Origin of the sequence: Exiguobacterium sp. SH3S3, assembly GCF_004337115.1 — a bacterium.
GTDB classification, from domain to species: domain Bacteria; phylum Bacillota; class Bacilli; order Exiguobacteriales; family Exiguobacteriaceae; genus Exiguobacterium; species Exiguobacterium aurantiacum_A.
Genome location: NZ_SJUU01000008.1, coordinates 1 through 26,229 on the forward strand (window position 1 = coordinate 1; position 26,229 = coordinate 26,229).

The following is a 26,229-nucleotide window of genomic DNA, read 5'->3' on the forward strand; positions in this document are numbered from 1 at the left end:
ATAGCGTTCTACAACCACGACCGTTTCCAGAAACGACTAAACGGCCTGAGCCCTGTCGAATACAGGTCTCAAGCCGCCTAGGTTGGTTTTCATTATTTACACTGTCTACTTGACGGGGAGCAGTTCACTCGTCAGAAGGCGTTTTTTTGTTTTGTTCGACAAAAAAAGGAATTTTTTACTCACTTGTCGAACGAGAAATACGTTCGGTTTTTTCAATTGAATCATCTGGGAAGGGAGAGTCACTCATGCTATTTTATTTTCTCACCACGATTCTTTCAGTCGTCGGTTTGTCCGTCTCGCTCCAAACCGGTTTTTTCAAAGATCCGATCGGCACATTCTTGTTCGCGGCGCTGCTCGCCATGGGTCTATCTTCATTTAAACAGCTTATCGCACAAATGAACGTGCTCCTGAAAGAACGGCGCAATCAAAAGCGCATCGATCGCATCGTCGCTCGCATGCACTCCAGTTCACGCAAACGCTCTACATAACGCTCGTGTTCCCACGCCACTTTTGGTATTCTATTCTAGATAGAAGAGCACAACGGACTTGGACCGTAGGAGGCACAAACACGAATGAATGAAATCCCTTTATCGAACGAATGGCTGTTACGCTATTCACCCGTCATGGAGCTGTGGCTGAAAGAAGACGGCATTTTGCTCGTCGATGACGACAATCGAATCCGCCTCACCTTAGAAATTGGCAGTGATCACGTGATGCAGTTTAAGAGCATCGAGCAAGACGGTGCCTACTTTGTCGTTGACCCGGTGAATAAACGAATTACGTTCGAACTCGAGGAAGAAGAAGAGGAAACCGATTCTCGCTTCTGGGAATAAAGATTCATGTCTAAGAGTCAGATTCTCTGTGTGAGAAGAAGACTCTTTCTTGCTGTTTGGCTCTATTTTGAAAAGGAGATTGATACTATGTTACGCACCGCCATTTGGTTTTTCTCGTTCTTCGCCGTCTTGCCCGTCTTGCTTCCGTTTTATCCGAAAGCAAAACGACTCGACGTACCGGCACGATACGATTACGTTCAAAAAATCGCCTACAACTGGGCCGGCTTCTTATTGAAAGTGGCCGGAGCCCGAGTCCGTGTGCACGGACAAGAACATATTCCGAACGAACCGGTCGTCTACGTCGCCAACCACCAAGGAAACTTCGACATCCCGATCATGATCACGGCGACGAACCATCCGAAAGCGTTCATCTCAAAAATCGAAGTCAAAAAAATTCCGATGATCGCGGGTTGGATGGAATTGATGGGTTGCATCTTTATCGATCGCAGCGACCGCCGCCAATCCGTCAAAGCGATCCGCGCCGGTGTCGAGACAATCCAATCCGGACAGTCAATCATCATCTTCCCGGAAGGCACTCGTTCAAAAGGTGGGCCGATGAAAGAGTTTAAAGCCGGCAGCCTGACGCTCGCCACGTCGAGCGGAGCAAAAATCGTTCCGGTGGCGATCAACGGCAGCCATCACCTGCTCGAAATGAAAAACCGGATTAGACCGGGTATCGTCGATGTGACGTTTTTACCGGCTATCGACCCGGCTGACGTCTCGAATAAAGATTTGACAGCGAAAGTAGAAGCGATGATTCGCCAAGTCGTTGAAGGAGGTTCCAAATGAGTTTATTAACAATCGAAGGCATCCGTAAAGAGTTCGCCGATAAAGTCTTGTTTGACGACGTCACGATGACGATTCATCCCGGTAACCGGATTGGTGTCATCGGCGTCAACGGTTCTGGGAAATCGACGTTCTTAAAAATCATTGCCGGCGTCGAAACAGCAGACAAAGGCACGATGCAACATCCGAACGACTATCGGATTCGTTATTTGACGCAAACCGTCGATTTCGCTCCCGGTCAGACAATTTTAGACGCCTTGTTCACGAGCAACACCCCATCCGTCTTGGCGTTAAAACAATACGAGCTCGCTCGCCAAGCACTCGAGGCGAACCCATCGAGCGAGCAATGGCTCGAACGTTTCATGAAAGCACAGCAAGCGGTCGATGCCGCTGACGCTTGGGAAACGGAAGCGAAGCTGAAGTCGATCTTGAATCGGCTCGGGTTACCCGACGTGTCGGCCGAGATCAGTTCCCTCTCCGGGGGCCAACAAAAACGGGTCGCGCTCGCTGCGGCCTTGCTCGACGAAGCCGACTTGCTCTTACTTGACGAGCCGACGAACGAACTTGACGCCGATACGATCGCTTGGCTCGAGACGGTTCTCGCGGACTACCGAGGCGCGATCTTGCTCATCACCCACGACCGTTATTTCTTGAACCGTGTGACGAACCATATTCTCGAGATTGCCGACGGCACGTCTTACTTTTATGACGGGAACTATGAACTGTTTCTCGAGAAACGGGCCGAACGCAAAGCCCGCTCCCAGTCGATGGAACAAAAGCGGCAAAACATCTTGCGACGCGAGCTCGCTTGGCTACGCCGCGGTGCCAAAGCTCGGACGACGAAACAGAAAGCCCGGATTCAACGTGTCGAGGGCTTAAAGCAGCAAGAGGCACTCGCCGAAGACGATGCGCTCGACGTATCGGTCGGTTCACGCCGGCTCGGTAAAAAAGTCATCGAAGTCGAACAGTTGTCGTTCCAGTATGCGGACACGCCGCTCATTCACGATTTCAGTTGGCTGTTCGGACGCCGGGAACGGTACGGCATCGTTGGACCGAACGGGAGCGGCAAGACGACGCTCATGAACTTACTCGCCGGTCGCATCGAACCGACGTCAGGCACGGTCGTCCACGGTGAGACGGTTCACATCGGTTACTACGGTCAACAAGTCGAATTTGACGATACGACGCGACGGGTCATCGACGAGATCGAACGGATCGCCCAAGTCATCTACACACCGGACGGCGAGACGATCACCGCCGGTCAAATGCTCGAGCGTTTCTTGTTCACACCGGACGCCCAATATAAACCGATCAGTAAACTGTCCGGTGGCGAGAAGCGGCGCCTTGTGTTGCTGCGGATTTTGATGGATGAGCCGAACGTCTTGTTCTTAGATGAGCCGACGAACGATCTCGATACGGAAACGTTGTCGGTTTTAGAGGACTACTTAGAGTCGTTCCCAGGAACCGTCATCGCCGTCAGTCACGACCGTTACTTCCTTGACCGTATCGCCGAGCAACTCATCGCCTTCGAAGAGGGGACAATCAACGTCTACCACGCCGAATATAGCGATTATCTGGCCGAGCTTCAAGACGAGGCACGTCAACTTAAAAAAGAACCGAAAGACAAGAAAGAGCGCGCCAAAGTCGACGTCGTCAAATTCACTTTTAAAGAACAAAAAGAGTGGGAGACGATCGAGGAAGAGATCGCTCTAACCGAACAGAAAATCGAAGCTGCAGAAGCGCGACTCGCCGATGCCGGTAGCGATCTCGGAAAAGTGAACGATCTTTACGCTGAAATCAGTACCCTCAAGCAAACACTCGAAGAAAAAATGGAGCGCTGGGAGTACTTGTCTGAAATCGATGAACAAATTCAAGCTCAGAAAAAATAAAAAAAGACGGATCACAATTTAACATTGTGGTCCGTCTTTTTTCGCTATGTAGCCGTATACGTACACGTCGTATGTTTGATTACCTTGGCGCATATAGTGGCGCAGTGTTCCTTCACGAATAAAACCATTGCGTTCTAACAGTTGCTGCGAAGGGATATTTTCAGGATAGACGATAGCCCCGACTCGCTCGATATCTGCGGAACACGCAGCAAACGTCAATACCGCCTGCAACGCCTCTGTCGCGTAGCCGTTCCGCCAATAATGCGGATGGATCTCATAACCGATCTCGGCACGTCGATGGCGCGGGGCGCGATTGTGGAAGCCGATCGTCCCCATCAACTCGGGATTACCTTTCCTCATAATGCCCCAACGCATGATCGACCCGTCGGCAATCCCTTCTAGCATCCCGAATAGCATTTGTTCCGTCTGTCCAAGCGATTGATGCGGCTCCATCCCATAATGGCGCAACACGTCGACGTTTGAAAAAATCGTGAATAGACGCTCCGCATCGGTCGGTTGTAACTGCCGTAACTGCAGTCGTTCCGTTTCAATCGTTGGAATCATCCCGTTTCCCCCGTCCGAGTGATTATTTGTCCACTAAATTATGTTGAAACGCATAGACGACCGCTTGCGTCCGGTCATAGACGTCAAGCTTCGTCAAAATATTCGAGACGTGCGTCTTCACCGTCTTCAACGAAATGTATAATTCATCGGCGATGACTTGGTTCGCCTTGCCTTCGGCCATCAGTTGCAAAATCTCGCGTTCCCGCGCCGTCAAACTTTCATGAAGGGTCGTCTCCGGATGCCGCAGACGTTCGAGCATCTTGCCGGTCACTTGTGCGGCCATGACCGGATTACCGGCTGCCGTCTGACGGATCGCGTCGGCGATTTCATTCGCGTTCGCCGTCTTCAAGACATAACTCATCGCACCGGCCTCGATGACCGGATACACTTTTTCATCGTCCAAAAAACTCGTCACGACTAAAATTTTCGCATCTTTCCAGCTCGCTTTGATACGCTTCGTCGACTCGACTCCGTCCACAGGCTCCATCACGAGGTCCATCAAGACGACGTCCGGTTTTTCAGCGATGGCGAGTTCCGCTCCGGTCGCCCCGTCCGACGCTTCCCCGACTACTTCAATGTCCGGCTGTGTCGACAGAAATGCCGAGACACCAGCCCGGACCATCTCATGATCATCAATCAATACGACTCGAATCATTCTAACCCCTCCACTTGTTGTTTCACACGCACTTCGATTTGTGTACCGACTCCAGGCACGCTGACGAGACGTAACGTCCCGCCGACTTCGGCCGTTCTCTCTCTTATCGATTGTAAGCCATATGAGGCGACTTGTGTATCCTCGACATTAAAACCGATCCCGTCGTCATTTATTTTCAAGATGACCGTCTGTTGGACGGTCCGCATTTCAATTTCGAGCCGCTTCGCCTTGGCATGCCTGAGCGTATTGCTGATCGCTTCTTGAACGATGCGGAACAACTCATTTTCCGCATGGCGTGACAATTTCACTTCCTCGAGACGCCAGATGAGCTCGGTCGATTGTTTGCGGGACAGTTCTTCTAACAGACGTTCAATCCCCGTCTTCAAGGTCATCCCTTCTAACTCGACGGGACGAAGCTGCAACAAGAGCGAACGCATCTCGGCCTGAGCGGTCTGTGCCATGACTTCGACTTGACCGATCTGTTTAGCGGCGAGTTCCGGTTTCGATTCGATCGTCTGCTTGACCGCTGTCGTCATCATCGAGATCGCGTAGAGTTGTTGGCTGACCGAGTCGTGCAGCTCACGGGCGACGCGACGACGTTCTTCGACGACCGCCTCGCTACGTGCCTCTTCGACACTGACCGGCCGATCGCCGACCCGTTTGGCGACTTCGATCATCTCCGTACGTTGTTTGCTGATACGGACAATCCGTTCAAGCGTGTCGCGGTACGGCGATAACGGCCGGAACACGATCTCTTTTTGATTCTCGAGCTTCCATAGGGCAATCGCCACTTCACGGAAATCCCGGCGTAAATAAAAATAAGAGCCAACTCCAAATATGCTGCCGATCAAGACGGCGATGACAATGATAGACACACCGAAAGGCAACCCTTCTTCACGTGTAAATAAATCTCGGAGTGAAGTCGAGTCACCTATTAGAAATGCAATCGTCACGAATAGCGCCGTCAGTAGACTACTGAATAATTGGTGCCAGACGACCGTCCTTGGGTAAGAATCCTTCTTCATACGGTCATCACCTCGACGCTTCCGCTCATGAGCACGATATGAATCCGGACTTTCCGGTTCGCTGCTTGATACTCATCGGACGCCGTATAAAAACGGCGGTTAAACACCGGTGAATAGTTCGATTCATCGACTTGGATCTTGCCAAAACCGATCGAGGCGTCGATCGAATAATCGTAACCGGCCGGGATGAGGATGCGGATATCCCCAGCGAGTCCGTTCAAGAGCAAGAACGTCTCCCCTTCCGGAATGATGGCGCGCGATAAATCCATCTCGACGTCGCGCAGCAAAAAGAATTCATTCGTGTCTTGCAAGACGTAATGGCCCGACTCTTTCGTCCCGAACGAAAACGCCTGTTCTTGACGAATATGCGACCGGAACCGACTCGACTCAAGCGGTCGATTTTTATACAAACGGTACCCGAACATGAGCAATAATCCTGATAAGACGAACCCGAACGCGGCCGAAGAAAAGATGAGTCCGACGAGCATCACGCCGCCAATCCCATAAAAGATATAACTGACCGGCTGATTTCCTTTCCGGCTGAAGCGACGCCCGATATAAAGCAATAAGAGCGGCACAATCATGCTGAAGAGGACGCTGTTCCCACCCGTCAAGATGTCGATAAATAGTCCGATGGCAAATAAAATAATCATGAAGCCGATGATTTGGCGTGTGTTCCAACGTTCCACTCTGATCCCCCCTCCCTATCGATATGTACAATGAAGCAAAGAAGCGATGGCCCGAAAATATTCTGGACCATCGCTGAACCAGTACGTCAGTCTTGTTTAAAGCGACGCTCAAGTTCTTTTAATTTTGCTTCGAAATCATCTTCGTCCATCGCGTCGATTTTTTCGTCGACCTCAGGTTCTTCTTTCGTTGCGTCTTTCTTCTCTTCTTCTGTGAACGGATGCGACTTCGATGTGTCCGCTCCGAAGATTTGATCGAGCGCACCTTTCAACAAATCAAGGTTCTCACGCATCGCGAACTCGTAACGCTTGTTTTGCATCTCGTCGAGTTTGAGACGCATCTCAAGGGCACGGCGCTCAAGGGCATCAAGTTCACGACCGCCTTCGTCTAACAAGCCTTCGAAGTAGCGATACTGTTCACCGTAATGTTTTGACTCGAGAGCAGCGCGTTCAGCCAGTTTCTCTTCGCCGGCTTGTTTCGCGAGCTCTGTCTGTTCGTAGCGCTTGTCAGCCATCAATTTGGCATCGTCACGCTTCGTCGCGAGTTCGCCGAGCAACGCCTTCTGACGCTCGACGAGACGTTCGACCGACAACGCCTCTTTTTCAGCGCCGCGGATGTGGCGGTTCAATTCGGCTTCCCCACTCGAGCGTGGCGCCTCTTTATCTTGATACTTTTTCATTTCTTTTGAAAATTCTTTCGTCAACTCGTTAGCTAAATCACGAAACTGATCAAATGGTGTCTTCATCATAAAATCCTCCTTCTAAAAACTTAGCGACGGTTTACAAACTTTTGCCAGACTTGATCGAACGATTGGAAGCTGCTACGACTAGCACGCGACCCGTCCGCATTTAAGATCTCAACGTCCCGCTTTTGGTTGGCATACATCATATACCCTTTAAACAACATCCATGCCACCACAATTCCGATTAACGCCCAAATATTCGACAAAATCGTGATGATCCCGATCACGGCGAGCAAGCCGTAACCGATTTTTGCGCCGACATGCGTCACGGCCATGAATCTGACTCCAGCCCAAAGTGCTAAGAGCGCCCCCAAACCAAACATGATCATATTTGGTAAAAAGCCGATTAGGACGAGAACTAGAGAGATTGCCGCCACGATGAACAACACTTGCTTCACTTGGCGATTCATCTGTCATCCCTCCTCATTAAGTACACTCTTATCATAATACGCCATTTAAAAGATGGCGACGAGCGGAAGGCTTGTTTTTCCTCGGTCTGTAGACTGAGATGATAGCGGTATCAGAAAATCTGGTACATCGAATGTATCGAACAATGAATTGTCAGGACCAATTCTACATATATGAACAATCGTTCAGAAATAATTGCGTCCATAGCAGGTAAAACGCTCGAAAGTAAGCGGTTTCTTCGATACAATGTAGTCGATTGTGACAGACAAAAAATCGTACGCACACAGGGAGAGAGTTATGAAAACATTGAACGAACGCGCACTCGAGATGCATGCTTTGCACCACGGTAAATTAGAAACGACGCCAAAAGTCGACGTCGACACGACAGAAGCGCTCAGCCTCGCCTACTCACCGGGCGTCGCCGAACCGTGCCGCCGCATCGCCGACAATAAAGAGCTGTCCTATGAATATACGTTGCGCGCCAACACGGTCGCCGTCGTCTCGGACGGAAGCGCCGTACTCGGGCTCGGCAACATCGGTCCGGAAGCGGCGTTGCCGGTCATGGAAGGCAAGGCCGTCCTGTTCAAAAGTTTCGCCGGGGTCGATGCGTTCCCGATTTGTTTAGACACACACAACGTCGATGAGATCGTGCGGACGGTCGAACTACTGGCCCCGACGTTCGGCGCCGTCAACTTAGAAGACATCAAGGCACCCGAATGTTTTGAGATCGAGGCCCGGTTGAAGCAGACGCTCCCAATCCCGGTCTTCCATGACGATCAACACGGGACGGCGATCGTCGTCTTGGCCGGCCTCGTCAATGCACTCCGTTTGGTCGACAAGACGATGCCTGAACTGCGTGTCGTCATGAATGGGGCCGGGGCCGCCGGAATCGCCATCGCCAAACTGCTCAAGCGCTTCGGCGTCGAGGACCTCGTCATCTGTGATACGAAAGGTGCGATTTATGAAGGACGCGCCGACGGCATGAACCCGTTCAAAGACCAAATCGCCAAGGCGACGAACCGGAAGCTCCACATCGGTACGCTCGCCGACGTGCTCGAGGGGGCCGACGTCTTCATCGGCGTCTCAGCCGCCGGCGCCGTCACCGAGGACATGGTCCGCACGATGGCCACGGATCCGATCATCTTTGCCCTCGCGAACCCGGTGCCGGAGATTATGCCGGACCTCGCGACTTCCGCAGGGGCCCGCATCGTCGCGACCGGTCGCTCGGACTTCGCCAACCAAGTGAACAACGTCCTCGCTTTCCCCGGTATTTTCCGTGGGGCGCTCGACGTCCGGGCGTCAGAGATCAACGAAGAGATGAAAGAAGCGGCCGTCCATGCGATCGCTGACTTATTAACAGAGGACGACCTCGCGAACGGCATCGTCATCCCGAGCCCGTTCGACGAGCGGGTCGCACCGGCCGTCGCAATCGCCGTCGCGAAGACGGCTGTCGAGACCGGTGTCGCCAACCGTCCGCTCGATGAGGACGCTATTCGCCGCCACGTGCGTGATAAACGGCTATAACACGAAAAACTGCGCAGACCATAACGGTCTGCGCAGTTTTTTTAGACTGTACCTTGCAAGATCCCTTCCGCCCACTCGACTTCTTCCGTCGTCGGTGGTTTGATGCCTTTTAATGGATAGTCGAGGCCGAGCGCCTCCCATTTATAGACGCCCATCTCGTGATACGGCAAGATTTCAACTTTCTCGACGTGGTCGAGTTTTTGAATGAACGCCGCCGTGCGCCGGAGCGCCCCTTCATCAAGCGTCCATTCCGGGACAAGAACGTGGCGAATCCACATTTTCGTTCCGCGCTCGGATAAATGTTCAGCAAGCGCGAGCGTGTTGGCGTTGCTCCGTCCTGTCAGTTTCTTGCACATGTCGTCATCGATGTGTTTAATATCGAGTAAGACGAGGTCGGTGTGGTCTAAGATGGCGTCAAGGTTAGGAGGACGGAGTGCACCCGACGTATCGAGCGTCGTGTGGAGCCCGTGTTTTTTCGCTTCACGCAACAGCGCTTCTAAAAACTCTGGCTGCGCGAGCGGATCGCCCCCTGAAATTGTGATGCCGCCTTTTGATGCTTCCATGAACGGACGATAGTTGAGCGCTTCTTGAATGACGTCCTCGGCCGAACGATGGTTATTCTTTTTAAAATCCCACGTATCAGCGTTGTGGCAATACAAGCAGCGAAGCGCACAACCTTGCAAAAAGACGATAAAACGAATTCCCGGGCCGTCAACGGTTCCAAACGATTCGACCGAGTGTACATATCCCATTGTCATCGAGATGACCTCCTAACGAATGAGCGGCCTTCAAGCGAAGGCCGCCAAGCCTTTACTTATAATGAACCGTGGAACGTCCGGTTGATGACGTCGATCTGTTGCTCGCGTGTCAACTTGATGAAGTTGACGGCGTAACCTGATACGCGGATCGTGAGCTGCGGGTACTCTTCTGGATGTTCCATAGCGTCGAGCAGCGTCTCACGATTGAAGACGTTGACGTTCAAGTGGTGACCTTTGTGCTCGCCACCCATATAGCCGTCAAGAAGTGCCGCCAAGTTAAGTTCACGTGCGACGTCTTCTTTACCGAGTGCTTTCGGTACGATCGAGAACGTGTACGAAATGCCGTCTTGCGCGTGTTCGAACGGAAGTTTGGCGACTGACGAGAGCGACGCTGCCGCTCCTTTCGTATCGCGGCCGTGCATCGGGTTCGCACCTGGTGCGAACGGCTCACCAGAACGACGGCCGTCCGGCGTATTACCTGTTTTCTTGCCGTAGACGACGTTCGACGTGATCGTCAAGACCGACTGCGTATGAAGCGCGTCGCGGTACGTTTTATGTTTCCGGACTTTTTCCATGAACGATCCGACGAGTTCGACGGCGATTGCGTCGACACGGTCATCGTTGTTTCCGAATTTCGGGAAGTCGCCTTCTGTTTCAAAGTCGACAGCGATGCCGAATTCATTCCGGACCGGTTTGACCGTCGCATATTTGATTGCTGACAAGCTGTCCGCCGTCACCGAAAGGCCAGCGATACCACAAGCCATCGTCCGTAAGATTTCAGGATCGTGGAGCGCCATTTCGATCCGTTCGTACGCATATTTATCGTGCATGAAGTGAATGACGTTGAGTGTGTTGACGTAAAGCTCCGCGAGCCAGTCGAGCGTCCGGTCGAAATCAGCGTACACTTTGTCGTACGTGAGGACGTCTTCTGTGTTCATGTCCCAAGCCGGAGCGATTTGATCGCCGCTCTTCTCATCGCGTCCACCGTTCATGCTGTAGAGGAGTGCTTTCGCCATATTGGCACGGGCACCGAAGAACTGCATCTGTTTGCCGATTTTCATCGGTGACACACAGCAGGCGATGCCGTAATCGTCACCAAACTCTGGAAGCATGAGGTCGTCGTTCTCGTATTGGATCGCCGACGTCTCAATTGACATCTTCGCGCAATATTGTTTGAATCCTTCCGGTAATTTCGTCGACCAAAGCACCGTCAAGTTCGGTTCTGGTGCCGGGCCGAGGTTTGTGAGCGAGTGAAGGAAACGGAACGAACTCTTCGTGACGTTCGAACGGCCATCCTCACTCATCCCACCGATTGATTCCGTGACCCAAGTTGGATCTCCAGAGAACAATTCGTTATAGTCAGGCGTCCGCAAGAATTTGACGATGCGGAGTTTCATGATGAAGTGATCGACGATTTCTTGGACGTCTGACTCTGTCAAACGGCCCGCCGCCATGTCACGCTCAGCGTACACGTCAAGGAATGTCGATACGCGTCCGAGAGACATCGCCGCACCGTTTTGTTCTTTGACAGCTGCAAGGTAAGCGAGATATACCCATTGATAGGCTTCTTGCGTCGTTTCAGCCGGGCGACCGAGGTCGAATCCGTAAGCAGCGCCGAGTTGTTTCAATTCTTGAAGGGCACGAAGCTGTTCAGACATCTCTTCCCGCGTCCGAATGTCTGCTTCTGAGAGGAAACCGCCATTGTTCGCCAAATCTTTTTTACGCTCGGCAATCAAGAAATCTAAACCGTATAAGGCAACGCGACGGTAGTCACCGATGATCCGGCCACGTCCGTATGCGTCTGGGAGACCTGTGATGATCCCTGACTTCCGTGCCGCCCGCATCTCTGGTGTGTAGGCATCGAAAACACCTTGGTTGTGTGTTTTACGAATGTCTGAATAGATTTTTGTGATTTCAGGATTTGGTTCGAAGCCGTATGACTCGAGCGCGGCGTCGACCATGCGGATGCCGCCGTTCGGATGAATCGAGCGTTTGAACGGTTCGTCCGTTTGGACACCGACGACTTTTTCAAGGTCTTTATTTAAGTACCCAGGTCCGTGTGAGATAATTGTCGACGGCGTGTTTTGATCGACATCCCAAACGCCCCCGCGTTCCCGTTCTTCTTTCGTCAATTCCATCACTTGTCCCCAAAGACGATTCGTCGCCTCTGTCGGTCCGACTAAGAAACGGTCATCCCCTGTATACTCGTGGCGGTTCAAGCGGATAAATTCACCGACATTCACTTCGTTCGTCCACTGTCCAGGAACAAATCCTGACCAGGCTGATTTAATTTCAGTTGCCATTATGGTCACTCCTCATAGTTGAGATAACTGCCTGATTCCTTATAATATGAGTGTACGTGAAAACGCCAACAATATGTTTTACATTCTTGTGAAAGTTGTAACAATCTCATGAACATTGGTGTTATGCCGTTTTTGTAAGCGCTATTTTATCTGTTATAGTAGTTTTTCAACTTACATAGAAACAGACGAATCCCTGTCCGTTCACGTTCTTGTGAATCCTGTATTATCTTTAAGGAGTTGTGAAAAATCATACAGTTTTTGTAGTGACTTAACTCACAGGTTCGGGATAGAACTTGAATTTTTGCCTTATATCGAGCACAATGGAAGCAGAACATTGTAGAAGAGGAAGGGGTTCTTCCCATGACGTATGAACCATTAACAGCCGAGCATAACTTAAAAGCCGGTGACCGCATCTCCCTTAAAGTCGAAGAGGCTGGAGACAAGCGCGACGGATTTATCACAGAATTTGAAGAAAAAGGCTTTTGGATTCGCTTTGATGACGATATCGAGAATGAGGATTTCATCGATTTCCGTGACCATTTAATGGTCGCACTCGTGTCGCGCCCAATCGACGTCGCGACGACGTATCCAGAACTAAACGCCTATGCAAAATTGCTTAAGGAATTGGAATACCGCGTGTATCAAGGCTTCACGGTCGAAGGTGTCGAAGCCTCACCTGAGCACATCGACGTGCACATCAAACTCGTCGAGGACGGGCAAGTGTACACACAGACGCTCCGTTCATCGATTGACCAAGACACTGAACATGTTCGCTATATTTGAACCAGGGAGCGCTTATGCTTCCTTTGTTTTTGCCCAACGATAAGGAGAACTGATATGAACTTTACAAAACCATTCATTAACGAAGCCTGGGAACGCCTTGGCTTTAACGAACCGATGCCGGTCCAAGCGGAAGCGTTCCCGCCCCTTTTAGAAGGAAAAGACGTCACGATCGAAGCACCGACAGGGACAGGTAAGACACTCGCTTATCTTTTACCCGCTATTGAAAAAATCGATGCCTCGAACGACCGGATCCAAGTCGTCATCGTCGCACCGACGCGCGAACTCGTCATGCAGATCCAAACGGTGGCGCAACGTTTCACCGAAAAAGGTGACGTCCGGATTGCCTCGTTCATCGGCGGCGTCGAACTGAAGCGCCAAATCGATCGCTTGAAGAAAAAACCGCATTTAATCGTCGGGACACCAGGACGTCTCGTTGAATTGATCGAGAAGAAAAAACTTAAACTGCACGAAACGCATACGATCGTGCTCGATGAAGCCGATCAAATCATCGACAGCGGATTGACGGAAGCAGCCGAGCGCATCATCAACCATACGGCGCACGAGCATCAAATCTCACTCGTTTCGGCGACGTTGACGGACACGCTCCAAGCATGGGCTGCCCCATTCTTGAAAGAACCGGTTCACGTGAAGGTCGAACGGACTGTCAGTGCTCAAGTGACGTACGGCTATATGTTGACGACACGTCGCTATAAGCCAGAACTGCTTCGCCGCCTGTCACACGTCGACGGCGTCAAAGTGCTCGCGTTTATCAACAACCGCTCGTTCTTACCGCCGCTCAAAGGTGAGCTCGATAAGATGAAAGTGAACTACCGTATGCTCGATAGCTTGAAAGGGAAACGTGCCCGCGTCGAGACGCTCCGCGAATTCCGTAAAGGCGAATATCCGCTCCTCATCACGACGGGTCTCGCAGCGCGCGGACTCGACATCGATGAAGTGACGCACGTCGTCCATTTCGATTTACCTGAATCGACCGATGACTTCATCCACCGCTCAGGACGGACCGCTCGCGGTAGCGCGGCCGGGACGGTCCTCTCGATCGTGACGCCGGAAGATTTGACGCACTTGAAATCGTTCGCCCGCCAGCTCGGTGTCGAATTGAAAGAGCTTGAGATTTACCGTGGCGAAGTCATCGAGAAACGGATCGAAGACAAACCGCCGGTCGTCAAACGTCCTGCAGACAAGCGAGGACCACGGCGATGAAAAAAGACCGGAAAGTAATTCCCTTCCCTTTGCTCGTCGAAGAGTCCGAATTGCTGGCCGAACTGAAAAAGTTATACGAGCAAGCGGCACTCGCACGCAGCACGCAGTGGACGAACTATATCCAAGAGATCGCTTCGGAAGGCACGTGGCACTTGAAAGACGCCGAACTGTTCCGCGATTTGTTCATCGATTGGGCCGTCTTCTTTGAGACGGACGAGGACGGGATGACACCGCATGGCCGCTATTTGGCGGACCATAAAGCCGATATGTCACCCGCCCTCTATCACGCCTTGCGCGGTCTCGCCGTCCCCCGGTGCTCTGTCTTTGAAGTGACCGAGGACGGTCTCCGCGATTGGGAGACGAAAGAATCGTATAAAGTGACGTTGCCGGAGGTTCGTGAACCGGGCGACGTCATGCTCGGCAAACTGCTCGATATCCGTGGCAGCTGGCGCTTCGGGTCGGCCTTCCTCGCACTTCCAGCGAAGATGGCTGGCAACGTAGCAGATCTGTACATCGACTTCATGGATGAGGTCGGTCCAGGTGCGTTCCTCGACCAGTTCCCAGAATTCTGTGCAGAACTGATCGATATGTTGCTTGATTTAGAAGAAGGGGTCATCATCCCGAAACCAACGAAATAACCGAGAGGCAGCCGCCTCTCGGTTTTTCTATTAGTAAACATAGTAATGGACGGGTCGATTCGCCGTCTGTCCGCTGTCTCCTTCTGCTTTTATGGAAGCGCGCGAAACCATTTCCCCTTCATCATATACTTCTAACATGGCTCCTTCTTTTTTAGGAAGCACATGATAGACTAACTGATCGATATAAGTGATTGACCCGACTGCACCTTGAATGACTTGGCGAGTCGTCTGCTCTAACGAGTTTAAATCAATAATCAATTCTGTTCCGTCAGATCGAATCGCACGATATTCATCTCCCGTATCTTCTTTTAACGTCTCAAGTGTCATTGCTTGAATCGGAATATAGCGATTGCCCATTGATACTTGTTCTTGATGCATAGTCGAATACCATGACCACTCCGATCAATGTCTTTGAACGGTCGATTTTTTGAGTGACAAACGTCTTCGATGACTTGCTTGCTACGATAACGCTTCTTAACTTCGGATTCCCTTCCCCGTATTGCCGTTTGATTTTGCTGACGAGCTCGTCCATCGTGACGTCGAGCTCTCGCCGCGACGGCATCATTTCCCGAAACAATCCAAAACAAAAGACGCATCCTCATTGATTAGGATGCGTCAGTTTGATGAGCGGACGATATAGTCGGCTTGTATTAACGGATTGATCGTTTTGATGCCCCTAGCAAAGGGCTGACTTCAGTTTACCAGAGCACCCAACCTTTCGCTCCCGGAGGCGCGCTTTCAATCAAGTGCCAAATCGGAACCGTGTAGGCGAATGCGATCAAGACGAACGTGACCGTGATCCAGAGCTTCCAGTTCTCGAAGAACCGTGGCGTCTCCATTGCCGCCTCTTCCGTTTCCGCGAGTGGGAACTCTTCCTCACCTTTTGGTGCGAGGAATGACAAGTTGAACATCGAATAGACGAAGATGAGCACCGAGACGAGAAGGATCGTCCCGCCGATTGCCATCGCCATATGGTACGGGATCCATTCACGCGTCAACGCGTCTGAGAAATACGTCGCCGGACCGGTCCGACGCGGGTTACCTTGAAGGCCTGAGATGTGCATCGCATACGACATGATCGACATCCCGAACGCCCACGTCCCCGTCTGAATCAAACCGAGACGGTTCATCGATTTCGTGAGTGTCCGTCCGCGTAGTACCGGCACGAGCCAATAGGCGGTTCCAAAGAACGTCAAGGCGACGGCCGTCCCGACCGTGATATGGAAGTGACCGGTGACCCAAAGCGTGTTGTGGACCATCGCGTTCAATTGGTGCGACGCGTTGATGATACCACCGGCACCAGCCGGAATGAAGAACAACATTCCGACGAACGGGGCGAGGAAACGCACATCGCCATACGGCATCTTTTTGACCCAACCGAATAAGCCGCGTGCGCCGAGCGCGCGTCCCCGCAGCTCGAACGTCGCGAACAGCGAGAACGCCGTCATGAACGACGGGATGACGACGAGGAACGTCAAGATGACTTGGACGAACTTCCAAAACGGATCGATCCCCGGCTCTGTCAACTGGTGGTGGAAACCGACCGGGAACGAGAACAAGAGGAACAACAAGAACGCCATCCGCGCGAGCGCGTCCGAGAAGATCTTCCCACCGATGACTTTCGGCACGACCGTATACCAGACGATATAGGCCGGCATGAGCCAGAAGTAAACGAGCGGGTGACCGAAGTACCAGAACAACGTCCGACTCAGTTCAATCCCGACCGTGTCTTTCCATCCGAGCGAGAGCGGGAGCAGTTGGAACAAAATCGTCCCGGCAACACCGAGTGTCGCGATGACCCAGAGCAACATCGTCATGATACTCATGTACGCTGGGAGTGGCGGGTGAACGCCAGGGTGTTCCCGTTTATAGTCCGCATACATGCGGAACATCGCGAACGCCGAGAACCATGTACCGACGACGAACAGGACGAGACCGACATAGAAGATCGGGTCGGCCATGAGCGGAGCGTAGAACGTGTAAAGTACAGTCGCTTTATTGGCGAGCACCATGATCGTCACGAGTACCGCCCCGGCGATGATCATCCAAAAACCGAGCCAAGCGACACGTGTCGGGAACGATTCAAACCGTCCGAACGACTTGGCGAGCAGCGCGTAAAGTAAGCCGATGATAAACATCGTCGTAAAGACGAGACCAAGCATGATACCGTGAGCCGTCAACAGTTGATAGTAACCGAATACTTCCGGAATGATTCCTGTACGGATGAGCGTCTGCATGAGTCCCGCGATCGCTCCAATCAAGACGGCGAGTACCGAGACGACAACGTGGGCATAGGCGAGGCGCGCTTCTTTCACACCGATGCTCGGCACCGGCACACCGCGCTCCATTTCCCACTGTTTCAGTTTTGAGGCTACGTCGTTCATTTAGTCCACCACCTTAATTTTTGTCGCCATCATGTGATGGCCCGTCCCGCAATATTCGTTACAGAGAATTAAAAATTCGCCTGTTTCTTCAAACGTATACGTGAGCGAGTTGATATGTCCCGGCACGACCATCATGTTGACCGGTGTCCCCGTCAACTGGAAACCGTGGACGACGTCCGGTGACGTGACGAGAAACGTCACTTTCGCACCTTTCGGGATTTCAACGTTCCCCGGTGTGAACGTGAACGCCTGCGCGACCATGACGAGTTCATACTCGTTATCACCAATTTTATTAAGTCCAGGTTTATCGAACGGCGCCGTCTGATGCACTTTTGCCGGGTCGATCAAATCGGCGTCCGATGCGGGCTGGTTTCCGGCCGCAAACGCCGAAATGCCGAGCACTGCCAAAAACACGCCTAATAGAACGATACCAAAGATCAGCCAATATTTTTCAAGCTTATGAATATGCATGTTTGTTCTCTCCTTTTGACGTTATCGTGTAACAAATAAATAAAAGACCGACGACCACATGGCGATGATGACACCCGCGACAATCATGACCGATGTGAACGTGCCTTTCAGATTCGGTTCTTGCCCACCGTTCTTATCCACGTGAAGGACCCCTTTCGCTATAATTTCCTCTTTCATTGTATGAAATTCACCCCGACTTAATATGTGACTTTTATCACTCCAAAAGTGACAATCACATCAAATTTGCGTAGTTTCCACACATAAAATTCACAATTAGCCAAATCAAGACGACAAAAAAACCGCCTCACTAAGAGACGGTTCCTCGTTATAATCGGCAAATCCCGACCGGACATCCTTCACAGTGGCACAGCTCTTTTAAGAAATCGATATCATGCAAGACGATTGAGTTTCCCGTCGTTGTCAGGACGCCTTCTTTTCGCCACTGGTTCATCATCCGGTTGACGGTCTCACGCGGTGCCCCGATCAGTTGACCGAGCTCCCCGTCGGAAGGATGTCGTGAGATGACGACCGCATCATCTTCTTCTACTCCGTGCATGGCCGCCATCCGAAGCAGCGTCGAAGCGAGCGCTCCCGGCTTTCCGTACAATAGCAAATCACGCAGTTTCATCTCTGAATGCTTACGCATCATCGACGTCCAGCGTAGCACGTCACCGGCAAATTTGGCGTCGTGCTGCATGATGGTCTCGATGTCTTTCTTTGAAATAATGCCAATGACACTTTCTTCCGTCGTCTCGATGCTGTAAGAACTCGGGAACGTGTCGACGATATCAAACTCACCAAAAAAATCGTCGGCGCCATATAAGAACATGACGATTGGATTACCTTTTTTCGTGATCTTTGTGAATTTGACAGATCCGCTCTTCAAATAAAAGAATTTATCACACTTCTCACCTTCCCAACAGACGATGCTGGCCTTCGGGTAGTCTTGAGGTGTCATCATTTCGAGCAATAACTGTTTCGTCTCCGCTGAAAAGATAAAGCTGTTCGGTTCGGTTGTCCCACATTTCGTAGACATGTTCGTCTGCTCCCTCCACAATTCATTCGTGCCTGGAATGTCTCGTACGTTTCATTTATGGCTTTATTATACAGTAGCGCGAGCACCCTAATCACAAAAGTATGTGACATTTCAAACAATCTTCTTTTTTAAGTGCTTCCATAAGAAAAGACTGTAGAAAGTCTACAGTCTCAGATCAGTCTCAGCGATAGACGAGACGAATCAGCTTCTCCGCACCTTTAAAGTTTGGATAACGGATCGGCACATCAAATTTTGTCGTGTTGCGTAAGATTGATTTGGCATGGCTGAACGCCTCAAAGCTATAGCGTCCGTGATAAGCTCCCATCCCACTCTCCCCGACACCGCCAAATGGCAAGTTCGGGTTCGTCAAATGCATGAGGACATCGTTGACACAACCGCCGCCGAATGTCAGATGTTTGAGCACCGTATGTTCGACAGCTTTCGTTTCCGTGAACAGATAGAGCGCGAGCGGATGCGGACGGTCGGACACGAACTCGATCGCCTCATCGAGTTGACGATACGTCAGCACCGGCAAAATCGGTCCGAAAATCTCGTCTTTCATGACAGCAGCCCCATCATGAATATCCGTCATGACGGTCGGGGCGATTTTCAAGCTGTCCCGCTCCGTCGCTCCCCCGAAGAAGACGTCCCCTTGACTCAAATAACTCGTCAACCGATCAAAATGAGACTCGCTGACGATTCGGGTGAACCGTTCTGTCCCGATTCCGTTCCCAAACATCAGGAACGCTTCCCGCTTGATCGCTTCAAGAAACGCATCACGTTTCGACTCGTGGACGAGCACGTAGTCCGGGGCGACACACGTCTGCCCGGCGTTCATCCATTTCCCCCACGCAATCCGTTTCGCCGCAATGTTAATATTGGCATCTTCATGGACGATGGCTGGTGACTTCCCACCTAGTTCAAGCGTGACCGGCGTCAATTGCTTGGCCGCAGCCTCCATGACGATTTTTCCGACTTGGGTCGAACCGGTAAAGAAGATATGATCCCATTTTTGCGCGAGCAAAGCTTGAGCGACGTCTTTATCCCCTTCGACGCTGACGACGTAGCGATCGGTGAACGCCCGTTCGAGCACTTTCGTCATTACTTGGGCCACGTTCGGCGTCAATTCGGACGGTTTCACGACAGCCGTGTTCCCGGCCGCGATTGCTCCGATGAGCGGTGCGATTGCCAATTGGAACGGATAATTCCAAGGCGCGATGATGAGAACGGTGCCGTACGGTTCATACATGACCTCACTTTTTGTCCCGAGGTGGATCGCCGCGCCGCGGACCCGTTTTGGTCGCATCCAACGCTTCAACTCTCGATTCGTCCGACTGATCTCGTCGTAAATAAAGCCGATCTCCGTCGTGAACGCATCGAGCTCTGATTTATTTAAATCTGTTTTTAACGCTTCAATAATTTCCGTTTCGTGATGTTTGATCGATTCTTTCAAAAACGTCAACATACTGAGACGGAATGCGAGCGATTTGGTCGCTTGCGTCTTAAAGAAACGACGTTGCTTACTGATGAGCTCTTCGATCGTCAACTGTTCGATTGGTGCGAGCATAAATCTGCCTCCCTTTGAGTGATAACGCTGTCTTCATCTTATCACTATCCAATCAGACCCGACCATTTTGAACGTTCAGCCGTTGCTGCTTGATACGTGCCCATCTCACCCGGTCTTGTTTGAAACGACACGTTTCCTTGTCTGCTCGATCACAATCAAAAGCAGACCCGCTAGCAGCAAAACAATCCCGGTCAGCGTGAATTTCTGCGTTAACGAGACGGACAGCCACCCTAAGAGAGCCGAACCTACGACCGTACCGAGCGAGAAGAACGCATAGAAGTAGCCATACGATTTGCCGCGATTGGCACTGTTCGTCGCTTTGATCAACATCGTGTTGATGGCCGGGAACAAAATTGCGAAGCCGACGCCATAACAGCCGAGCACGAGATAGAGCAGATTTGCGCTACCTGACAAACCGATCAGAATTTGACTAACCCCAAGGATGCCGATCCCGAGCGCAGCCAAGCGCGCCGGCTCGAACCGGTCGAAGATACGGTTCGTCGGCAAGACGAACACGAGGACGGCAGCAACGCCAAACGTGCTGAGCAACGTCCCGCTGAGCCGTGAGTCATAACCGAGCGCTTGTACGTAAAGCGGTAATAAATAAGCGAGCGCTCCTTGCGAGAACATCAATAAAAACGCCCCGATATATGCTTTGACGACGTCGCGTTCTAGCGTTTTCGAGCCAACCACTTCGCGCCGGTCCTCATGTTTAACAGCGAATCGCAACCGCTTTAACACGACGAGGGCAAGCAAAGCCACAAGCACGCCATACGCCGCCACGTACGTAAATACGACCGGGACCGATGTCCGACTGGCCATGATGCCGCTGAACGCTGGTCCTAGAATCGCCGCCAACCCGACGAAGCTCCCGGTGAGCGCCACTTTTTTCCCTTGTCGATTCGCCGCGGTCAAGTTCGCGGATAGCGTAAACGCAGCCGGTACAATCAAGCCGGCCACGAATCCGTGAACGACACGCACCACCAGTAACATCGAAGCATCATCGACAAGGCGATACATGAGCAGACTCGCACTTGATAACACTAGACCGACGAGTAAGATTCGGAACGGGCCGAACTTGTCCGTCCAAACGCCAGACAAAATGTTCCCGAACGTGTTCGACAGTGAGTAGATGGCAATGACGACACCGGCGATGAACGGCGTCGCACCGACCGAGGTCGCGAACGTGCTCATGACGGGAAGTTGGGCAAACAGATCGAAAAACGCAAAAAAGACGATACTATAAATCACAAAAGCGGATGGTTTATTCACGGAATTCTCTCCTTAGCTCAGCGCCTCCACGGACACTGAGTTTTCAGCTTCAGTCTAGCTTGCCGGTTCCGCTTTGTATAGATACGTTGGCACACTGACACAAAAAGTCCCTACAAACGTTGCGTCTGTAGGGACTTATGATTTAGTTCGTCACTTCGACTGCTGTGTCGAGGGCGACGCGAATCATCTCGTCGAACGTCGATTGACGTTCTTCTGATGTCGTCTCTTCACCCGTTAACAAGTGGTCAGAGATCGTGAGGATCGTCAAGGCGTTGACTTTATGTTTCGCCGCGAGCGTGTAAAGGCCGGCTGCTTCCATTTCGATTGCAAGGCAACCGAAGTCCGCCCACTTTTTGAAGTGGTGGAAGTCATCTTGGTAGAACTGGTCGGCCGTGAAGATTTGACCGACTTTGACCGGGATGCCCGCTTTCTCTGCGTTCATATACGCACGATGTAGGAGGTCGAACGTCGCTGTCGGTGCGTAGTCCATGCCGTCGAACCGGACACGGTTTTGTCCCATCTCACTCGATGCGCTCATCGCGATGACAACGTCACGCACTTTGACGTCTTCTTGAATCCCGCCGGCTGTACCGACACGAATCAAGTTTTTAGCACCGTACGACATGATCAATTCGTTGACGTAAATCGACATCGACGGCACACCCATACCTGTCCCTTGAACAGAGATGCGTTTGCCTTTATACGTACCTGTGAAACCGTACATGCCACGCACTTCGTTATACAGTTCGACATCCTCTAAGAACGTCTCGGCGATGTATTTCGCGCGCAACGGATCTCCTGGAAGTAATACCGTTTCTGCGATTTGTCCTTCTTTTGCCCCAATGTGTACACTCATGATAAAATTCCTCCTTTAAAGTTGTCGTTGGTAGTCTTCCCGATATTCGTTCGGGGTAACACCAACTTGTTTTTTAAAGACTTTTCGGAAGTATTTGTCGTCCGAAAAACCAACCGCTTGGGCGACTTCATAAATACGTTGTCTACTTGTTTCAAGGAGACGCTTGGCCTCGAGCATGCGGATCGACAGCAAGTACTCGGATAAGTTGACGCCATACTGCTGCTTAAAACGACGCGATATGTATTCGCGGCTCAAGTAAAAGCGCTCGCTCATCCCTTGCAAGCTGAGCTCTTCCGCATAATGACGCTCGATAAACGCACCAATTTGGAAGATTGGATCCTCCTCGGCTGGACAGACGTCCGCGAGGGCACGTTCGAGCGTATCGTTCAACACGTCCGGATCAATCGGTTTCAGCAAGTAATCGAAGCTGCCGAGCTGAATCGCGCGCCGCATATACGAATACTCATCGTACCCGGTCAACACGATCAGCTTTACCGACTCCACCTCTTGATGCACCCATTCCATCAACTCAATCCCGTTGCAGCGCGGCATTTGAATATCCGATAAAACCAAGGCTGGGCGCTCTTTCGTGATAATCCGTTTCGCTTCCTCGCCGTCGCTCGCTTCGAACACTTTCGTGACGCCGAGACGTTCCCACTCCCCAAGTAATTTGACCGCTTCCCGTACCGGCGACTCATCGTCGACGATCAATACTTTCGTCATGACGCACCCGCCTCCTTCACGGCCGGGAAACGCATGACGATGCGGAATCCGCCGGTCTCTGGTGTAGCCAACATAAACTCAGCCTCCCGATTATAGTTTAACATGAGTCGATCGCGAATGTTCTTTAAACCGGTGCCTTCCGCACCATGAATCGGTCCTATCGACCGTTCGATCCGTTGTTGCAGGGCGTTCAGCTCAAAGTCCGAGATCGCTCGCCCGCTGTTCTCACAACGGATGATGAGGTCGGCTCCCGTTTGACGGATGTTTAAGCAGAACCGATTGGCCGAAGTCGCCCCGTCCCGCTCAAACCCATGTTTGAAAAAGTTCTCAGCGAGCGGTTGGAGGATCATCTTCGGAACGATCAAGTCGAGCAACGCGTCCGGGACGTCGACCTCGACGTCGAACTGATCGGGGAAGCGGACCTGTTGGAGCCGAACGTACGAATTGAGATGCTCGACTTCGCGCTTGAGCGTCACCATCGACTCGTCCGGGTGCATCGTGTACCGCATCATCGAGGATAACTGTGTGATTAAGCGATAAACCGTTTTACCGTCCCCTTTTAGGGCGAGCGTCCCGATCGACTGCAGCGCATTGAATAAAAAGTGCGGGTTCGTTTGCGCCTGCAGGGCGCGCAGTTCGTTCGTCCGATTTTCGAGCGCCAACCGATATTCGCGCTGAATCAAGTCATCGATCCGTTCGATCATCCGTTTAAATTGGCGGCCGAGCACACCGAACTCGTCATTTCCCAGGGAATCGAACGAGACGGTCATGTCCCCTTGCTCGATTCTCCAAATGTTTGACGTGAGCGTTTTAATCGGCGTCGTCAAACGCATCGATGCGTACGTCGCCCCGATCAACGCTAGTACGAGCGAAACCATCCCGACGACGAAGATGATGAATGACGTCCGGGATGCCGGTTCAATCAACAACCGATCCGGAATCGATTTCCCGACATAAAACGTTTGATTCTCAAACTCGAACGATTTAATGATCCGATGATGTTTCCCGTCGACCGACATCGACTTCGCCGCCACCGTGTCCGGGATGTCCTCGTCCCCAAGCTTGGCAAACACTTGATTGTTCCCGCCAATAAACCAAAGGCTTTCCTCCGGATTGTTTTGCAGCGACGCGAGTTGTCCGACAAACACGTCTTCCGGTATATCGATCGAGAGGATCGCGAGCGGTTTATCCGTCTCGATCTTGTCGAGCCGGAAATGAAGCGTCACAACCTCTTCTGCCGAGATGATCGGTCCAAAGTCGTGGTACGGGACGAGCGGATGCGACGCCTCGAGCAAGACACGGCTCTCTTCATACTTCAGCAATTGTTGTTGAATCGCACTCGGTTGTTTTTTCGAACGTGGTGACACTTTCATTTTATAAGCGGCGAACGAGTCCATGTCTTCAAGCATGAGCAATTGAATCTGTGCGACATCCTCCCGTGATAAGTACATACCAAGGAGTGCCCGCCGAACTTCAAGCTCCGTCTGCTCGAGTGACAGCCCGGGACCGTATTCAAGAATGTCGAGGACGTCCCGATTGGCGTATAGGCTCGTCGGCAGGCGGCTCAAGTCAGAGATGTAGCGTTCGATCTGCAACGTCCCGCGCTCGAGCGACCAGTCCGTGAGCTCGAGACCGCGCTCTCGTTCCCGGTCTTTGACGTACCAAAATGATATGACTGTCGCTAAAATAACCGGAACGATGATCGTCAATGCGATCATCCCGGTCAATTTCGTACGGATGCTCCTCACCGACACCCCTCCTCTTGAAGATTATATCACGGGTCATGCAAGCGTTTGCAATACCATCGTTAAAAAACTCGTCCCTCAGTTTCCCGAGAGACGAGCCAGCTGTTCATTCATAAGAACGTAGCAGTTCTACAATCCCAAATTCGTGGCTCCAATCTTTCGCCACATCGATCGGTGTCATACCATCGTCATTTTCAATGGTGACATCTGCCCCGCTTTCGAGCAAGAGCACTAATGAATCGTAGTCCATTCCATCATTGTACAGCAAGTTATGGAGCGGAGTATCGCCGTAACTGTCTTGCATATTGACATCCGCCCCATTCGCCAGTTCCTCCCGAATCGCATCGGCACCTGAATTGTCATACGCCAACTGTTGGAGCGGCTCCTCCGTCATTTCACCGGCGAACCCTTCGCTGAACGGTGAAGCGGCGAGGCTCGTGAACCCATCACTCATGACGAGCCACGCGATGATGGCCCCGTTGACGAGCACGGTGACGACAATCGTTCCGATGATCGAGGCTTTGACATAACCCGCCGTCTTGAACATCGGCACGTTCGCCTCACCGGCATGCGTGGCGATAGCAGCGATCCGTTTCGGCAATGTCGGATGTGTCGAGATCAGTTCGCTATATTTGGCGATGAACCCGTTCTCACGGCTCGCTTCATATAAATAGTCAAACTCGTTCACTTCTTTGGCGAGCCTTCCGCCGACGGCGAGGATAGTGAGCGCCCGTTTTGAAGCCGCTTCGTCTTGAATGTAATGCGCGGCCATCCGATCGCACGTATATTCGCAAGCGCGTGAATACGCTGTCCCTAAAAATGGAACGATATTCCCGAGCAAGACGAGCCACTGTTTTTGGACATGATTGCGGCGGATGTGGGCGAGTTCATGCGCGATGACGAACTCGACTTCTTTCGTCTGACCGTTCCGCGACAGTTCCACGACGTCCGAATACAAGATGATCATATTCTTTTGGAAGAATCGGGTCGCGAACGCGTTCAAGACCCCGCCCGCCTGTAAAATATAGACATCTGGCAACAAACGGATGCCCATCCCTTGTCCGACGCGCTGATACATCTCATGCAGGTCGGCGAATTGTCGCTCCGTCACTTTGACCCCGTTCGTCCGAATATAGCCGATTTGAATCCAGTGCGCGAACATCGACAGCGAGACGATTAGCCCGATAATCCACAGGAAGATACCGAGTGAGGCAATCGTCAAGACGATGCCGACAATGATCGTCAGGATGCTTATCGCGACGAGCAGTCCGAAATACAATTGTTCGTGTTTATGTACCAATTTCGAATGATCCATGTCATTAACTCCTTCATTTTCCAATTAACGTCTTTATTATACGT

At 51.7% G+C, this 26,229-nt stretch carries 28 protein-coding genes; 9 read left to right on the forward strand and 19 right to left on the reverse strand.

Annotated elements, in window-relative coordinates:
* From EVJ28_RS14380 to EVJ28_RS08675, 5 genes are all read left to right on the forward strand, one after another.
* Positions 1 to 81 (forward strand): IS3 family transposase (locus EVJ28_RS14380; RefSeq protein WP_131488762.1); only part of this gene is annotated, 81 nt, incomplete at its 5' end.
* 164 nt (positions 82 to 245) lie between these two features.
* Entirely contained in the window at positions 246 to 488 is a 243-nt protein-coding gene (locus EVJ28_RS08660; RefSeq protein ID WP_070328917.1) for a hypothetical protein, read from the forward strand.
* Positions 489 to 572: 84 nt separating this feature from the next.
* The gene (locus tag EVJ28_RS08665; protein ID WP_016508370.1) at positions 573 to 833 is read left to right on the forward strand and encodes a hypothetical protein; all 261 of its coding nucleotides are present in this window, start codon (positions 573 to 575) and stop codon (positions 831 to 833) included.
* Between the two features lie 87 nt (positions 834 to 920).
* Positions 921 to 1,622: a lysophospholipid acyltransferase family protein gene (locus EVJ28_RS08670; protein ID WP_131456859.1), complete on the forward strand. Its 702-nt coding sequence runs from the start codon at positions 921 to 923 to the stop codon at positions 1,620 to 1,622.
* Positions 1,619 to 3,508, forward strand: a complete 1,890-nt coding sequence (locus EVJ28_RS08675; protein WP_131456857.1) for an ABC-F family ATP-binding cassette domain-containing protein — start codon at positions 1,619 to 1,621, stop codon at positions 3,506 to 3,508. Before EVJ28_RS08670 ends, EVJ28_RS08675 begins: the two co-directional genes overlap by 4 nt.
* Positions 3,509 to 3,526: 18 nt before the next feature.
* Here EVJ28_RS08675 and EVJ28_RS08680 read toward each other — a convergent pair whose 3' ends face one another.
* From EVJ28_RS08680 to EVJ28_RS08705, 6 genes are all read right to left on the reverse strand, one after another.
* Complete coding sequence (locus EVJ28_RS08680) at positions 3,527 to 4,072, reverse strand: GNAT family N-acetyltransferase (RefSeq protein WP_131456855.1); 546 nt, start codon at positions 4,070 to 4,072, stop codon at positions 3,527 to 3,529.
* A 22-nt stretch (positions 4,073 to 4,094) separates the two neighbouring features.
* Positions 4,095 to 4,727, reverse strand: a complete 633-nt coding sequence (locus EVJ28_RS08685) for a response regulator (protein ID WP_070328913.1) — start codon at positions 4,725 to 4,727, stop codon at positions 4,095 to 4,097.
* Positions 4,724 to 5,752 carry a sensor histidine kinase gene (locus EVJ28_RS08690; RefSeq protein WP_131456851.1) on the reverse strand — a complete coding sequence of 343 codons (1,029 nt, stop codon included), beginning with the start codon at positions 5,750 to 5,752 and terminating at the stop codon, positions 4,724 to 4,726. The genes EVJ28_RS08685 and EVJ28_RS08690 overlap by 4 nt, the downstream gene beginning before the upstream one ends.
* A complete protein-coding gene (gene liaF / locus EVJ28_RS08695) occupies positions 5,749 to 6,441 on the reverse strand; it encodes a cell wall-active antibiotics response protein LiaF (RefSeq protein ID WP_131456849.1) in 693 nt (230 codons plus the stop codon). Before liaF ends, EVJ28_RS08690 begins: the two co-directional genes overlap by 4 nt.
* Before the next feature lie 86 nt (positions 6,442 to 6,527).
* Entirely contained in the window at positions 6,528 to 7,184 is a 657-nt protein-coding gene (locus tag EVJ28_RS08700) for a PspA/IM30 family protein (RefSeq protein ID WP_131456847.1), read from the reverse strand.
* A gap of 23 nt (positions 7,185 to 7,207) precedes the next feature.
* Positions 7,208 to 7,591, reverse strand: a complete 384-nt coding sequence (locus tag EVJ28_RS08705; RefSeq protein WP_016508398.1) for a lmo0954 family membrane protein — start codon at positions 7,589 to 7,591, stop codon at positions 7,208 to 7,210.
* A 295-nt stretch (positions 7,592 to 7,886) separates the two neighbouring features.
* Here EVJ28_RS08705 and EVJ28_RS08710 point away from each other — a divergent pair, with 295 nt between their 5' ends.
* The gene (locus EVJ28_RS08710) at positions 7,887 to 9,113 is read left to right on the forward strand and encodes an NAD(P)-dependent malic enzyme (RefSeq protein WP_131488702.1); all 1,227 of its coding nucleotides are present in this window, start codon (positions 7,887 to 7,889) and stop codon (positions 9,111 to 9,113) included.
* Between the two features lie 41 nt (positions 9,114 to 9,154).
* On the opposite strand, the gene pflA is transcribed toward EVJ28_RS08710, so the two are convergent.
* A complete protein-coding gene (gene pflA, locus EVJ28_RS08715; RefSeq protein WP_131456843.1) occupies positions 9,155 to 9,871 on the reverse strand; it encodes a pyruvate formate-lyase-activating protein in 717 nt (238 codons plus the stop codon).
* A gap of 56 nt (positions 9,872 to 9,927) precedes the next feature.
* Positions 9,928 to 12,174 carry a formate C-acetyltransferase gene (gene pflB / locus EVJ28_RS08720; protein ID WP_131456841.1) on the reverse strand — a complete coding sequence of 749 codons (2,247 nt, stop codon included), beginning with the start codon at positions 12,172 to 12,174 and terminating at the stop codon, positions 9,928 to 9,930.
* A gap of 360 nt (positions 12,175 to 12,534) precedes the next feature.
* Here pflB and EVJ28_RS08725 point away from each other — a divergent pair, with 360 nt between their 5' ends.
* From EVJ28_RS08725 to EVJ28_RS08735, 3 genes are read left to right on the forward strand one after another with little or no spacing between them, the layout of a single operon-like run.
* Complete coding sequence (locus tag EVJ28_RS08725; protein ID WP_070328907.1) at positions 12,535 to 12,957, forward strand: hypothetical protein; 423 nt, start codon at positions 12,535 to 12,537, stop codon at positions 12,955 to 12,957.
* 54 nt (positions 12,958 to 13,011) lie between these two features.
* Positions 13,012 to 14,178, forward strand: coding sequence for a DEAD/DEAH box helicase (locus EVJ28_RS08730; protein ID WP_070328906.1), 1,167 nt, complete (start codon positions 13,012 to 13,014; stop codon positions 14,176 to 14,178).
* Positions 14,175 to 14,816: a hypothetical protein gene (locus EVJ28_RS08735; protein ID WP_131456839.1), complete on the forward strand. Its 642-nt coding sequence runs from the start codon at positions 14,175 to 14,177 to the stop codon at positions 14,814 to 14,816. Before EVJ28_RS08730 ends, EVJ28_RS08735 begins: the two co-directional genes overlap by 4 nt.
* 30 nt (positions 14,817 to 14,846) lie before the next feature.
* On the opposite strand, the gene EVJ28_RS08740 is transcribed toward EVJ28_RS08735, so the two are convergent.
* The 11 genes from EVJ28_RS08740 to EVJ28_RS08795 all read right to left on the reverse strand — a co-directional run bounded on the left by EVJ28_RS08740 (position 14,847) and on the right by EVJ28_RS08795 (position 26,185).
* Complete coding sequence (locus EVJ28_RS08740) at positions 14,847 to 15,194, reverse strand: hypothetical protein (protein WP_131456837.1); 348 nt, start codon at positions 15,192 to 15,194, stop codon at positions 14,847 to 14,849.
* Positions 15,195 to 15,514: 320 nt separating this feature from the next.
* A complete protein-coding gene (locus tag EVJ28_RS08750; RefSeq protein WP_070328899.1) occupies positions 15,515 to 17,200 on the reverse strand; it encodes a b(o/a)3-type cytochrome-c oxidase subunit 1 in 1,686 nt (561 codons plus the stop codon).
* The gene (locus tag EVJ28_RS08755; protein WP_131456835.1) at positions 17,201 to 17,671 is read right to left on the reverse strand and encodes a cytochrome c oxidase subunit II; all 471 of its coding nucleotides are present in this window, start codon (positions 17,669 to 17,671) and stop codon (positions 17,201 to 17,203) included.
* A 21-nt stretch (positions 17,672 to 17,692) separates the two neighbouring features.
* Positions 17,693 to 17,812: a cytochrome c oxidase subunit 2A gene (locus tag EVJ28_RS08760; protein ID WP_233589685.1), complete on the reverse strand. Its 120-nt coding sequence runs from the start codon at positions 17,810 to 17,812 to the stop codon at positions 17,693 to 17,695.
* A 184-nt stretch (positions 17,813 to 17,996) separates the two neighbouring features.
* On the reverse strand, positions 17,997 to 18,707 hold the full coding sequence (locus tag EVJ28_RS08765) for a Crp/Fnr family transcriptional regulator (protein WP_131456832.1): 711 nt from the start codon (positions 18,705 to 18,707) through the stop codon (positions 17,997 to 17,999).
* A gap of 181 nt (positions 18,708 to 18,888) precedes the next feature.
* Positions 18,889 to 20,274 carry an aldehyde dehydrogenase gene (locus EVJ28_RS08770; RefSeq protein WP_131470375.1) on the reverse strand — a complete coding sequence of 462 codons (1,386 nt, stop codon included), beginning with the start codon at positions 20,272 to 20,274 and terminating at the stop codon, positions 18,889 to 18,891.
* Between the two features lie 105 nt (positions 20,275 to 20,379).
* Positions 20,380 to 21,546, reverse strand: coding sequence for an MFS transporter (locus tag EVJ28_RS08775; protein WP_131456828.1), 1,167 nt, complete (start codon positions 21,544 to 21,546; stop codon positions 20,380 to 20,382).
* A gap of 142 nt (positions 21,547 to 21,688) precedes the next feature.
* Positions 21,689 to 22,402: a purine-nucleoside phosphorylase gene (deoD, locus tag EVJ28_RS08780; protein ID WP_016508372.1), complete on the reverse strand. Its 714-nt coding sequence runs from the start codon at positions 22,400 to 22,402 to the stop codon at positions 21,689 to 21,691.
* A gap of 15 nt (positions 22,403 to 22,417) precedes the next feature.
* On the reverse strand, positions 22,418 to 23,125 hold the full coding sequence (locus EVJ28_RS08785) for a response regulator transcription factor (protein ID WP_070328894.1): 708 nt from the start codon (positions 23,123 to 23,125) through the stop codon (positions 22,418 to 22,420).
* Positions 23,122 to 24,873 carry a sensor histidine kinase gene (locus EVJ28_RS08790; protein ID WP_236634102.1) on the reverse strand — a complete coding sequence of 584 codons (1,752 nt, stop codon included), beginning with the start codon at positions 24,871 to 24,873 and terminating at the stop codon, positions 23,122 to 23,124. Before EVJ28_RS08790 ends, EVJ28_RS08785 begins: the two co-directional genes overlap by 4 nt.
* Positions 24,874 to 24,976: 103 nt before the next feature.
* The gene (locus tag EVJ28_RS08795; RefSeq protein ID WP_131468004.1) at positions 24,977 to 26,185 is read right to left on the reverse strand and encodes a M48 family metallopeptidase; all 1,209 of its coding nucleotides are present in this window, start codon (positions 26,183 to 26,185) and stop codon (positions 24,977 to 24,979) included.
* Between the last annotated feature and the right edge of the window lie 44 nt (positions 26,186 to 26,229).

Excerpts from the sequence above, each read along its gene's own strand:
- EVJ28_RS08660 (WP_070328917.1), top strand. The coding sequence starts at position 246 with ATGCTATTTTATTTTCTCACCACGATTCTTTCAGTCGTCGGTTTGTCC.
- EVJ28_RS08665 (WP_016508370.1), top strand. The coding sequence starts at position 573 with ATGAATGAAATCCCTTTATCGAACGAATGGCTGTTACGCTATTCACCC.
- EVJ28_RS08670 (WP_131456859.1), top strand. The coding sequence starts at position 921 with ATGTTACGCACCGCCATTTGGTTTTTCTCGTTCTTCGCCGTCTTGCCC.
- EVJ28_RS08675 (WP_131456857.1), top strand. The coding sequence starts at position 1,619 with ATGAGTTTATTAACAATCGAAGGCATCCGTAAAGAGTTCGCCGATAAA.
- EVJ28_RS08680 (WP_131456855.1), bottom strand. The coding sequence starts at position 4,072 with ATGATTCCAACGATTGAAACGGAACGACTGCAGTTACGGCAGTTACAA.
- EVJ28_RS08685 (WP_070328913.1), bottom strand. The coding sequence starts at position 4,727 with ATGATTCGAGTCGTATTGATTGATGATCATGAGATGGTCCGGGCTGGT.
- EVJ28_RS08690 (WP_131456851.1), bottom strand. The coding sequence starts at position 5,752 with ATGAAGAAGGATTCTTACCCAAGGACGGTCGTCTGGCACCAATTATTC.
- EVJ28_RS08700 (WP_131456847.1), bottom strand. The coding sequence starts at position 7,184 with ATGAAGACACCATTTGATCAGTTTCGTGATTTAGCTAACGAGTTGACG.
- EVJ28_RS08705 (WP_016508398.1), bottom strand. The coding sequence starts at position 7,591 with ATGAATCGCCAAGTGAAGCAAGTGTTGTTCATCGTGGCGGCAATCTCT.
- EVJ28_RS08710 (WP_131488702.1), top strand. The coding sequence starts at position 7,887 with ATGAAAACATTGAACGAACGCGCACTCGAGATGCATGCTTTGCACCAC.
- pflA (WP_131456843.1), bottom strand. The coding sequence starts at position 9,871 with ATGACAATGGGATATGTACACTCGGTCGAATCGTTTGGAACCGTTGAC.
- pflB (WP_131456841.1), bottom strand. The coding sequence starts at position 12,174 with ATGGCAACTGAAATTAAATCAGCCTGGTCAGGATTTGTTCCTGGACAG.
- EVJ28_RS08725 (WP_070328907.1), top strand. The coding sequence starts at position 12,535 with ATGACGTATGAACCATTAACAGCCGAGCATAACTTAAAAGCCGGTGAC.
- EVJ28_RS08730 (WP_070328906.1), top strand. The coding sequence starts at position 13,012 with ATGAACTTTACAAAACCATTCATTAACGAAGCCTGGGAACGCCTTGGC.
- EVJ28_RS08735 (WP_131456839.1), top strand. The coding sequence starts at position 14,175 with ATGAAAAAAGACCGGAAAGTAATTCCCTTCCCTTTGCTCGTCGAAGAG.
- EVJ28_RS08740 (WP_131456837.1), bottom strand. The coding sequence starts at position 15,194 with ATGCATCAAGAACAAGTATCAATGGGCAATCGCTATATTCCGATTCAA.
- EVJ28_RS08750 (WP_070328899.1), bottom strand. The coding sequence starts at position 17,200 with ATGAACGACGTAGCCTCAAAACTGAAACAGTGGGAAATGGAGCGCGGT.
- EVJ28_RS08755 (WP_131456835.1), bottom strand. The coding sequence starts at position 17,671 with ATGCATATTCATAAGCTTGAAAAATATTGGCTGATCTTTGGTATCGTT.
- EVJ28_RS08765 (WP_131456832.1), bottom strand. The coding sequence starts at position 18,707 with ATGTCTACGAAATGTGGGACAACCGAACCGAACAGCTTTATCTTTTCA.
- EVJ28_RS08770 (WP_131470375.1), bottom strand. The coding sequence starts at position 20,274 with ATGCTCGCACCAATCGAACAGTTGACGATCGAAGAGCTCATCAGTAAG.
- deoD (WP_016508372.1), bottom strand. The coding sequence starts at position 22,402 with ATGAGTGTACACATTGGGGCAAAAGAAGGACAAATCGCAGAAACGGTA.
- EVJ28_RS08785 (WP_070328894.1), bottom strand. The coding sequence starts at position 23,125 with ATGACGAAAGTATTGATCGTCGACGATGAGTCGCCGGTACGGGAAGCG.
- EVJ28_RS08795 (WP_131468004.1), bottom strand. The coding sequence starts at position 26,185 with ATGGATCATTCGAAATTGGTACATAAACACGAACAATTGTATTTCGGA.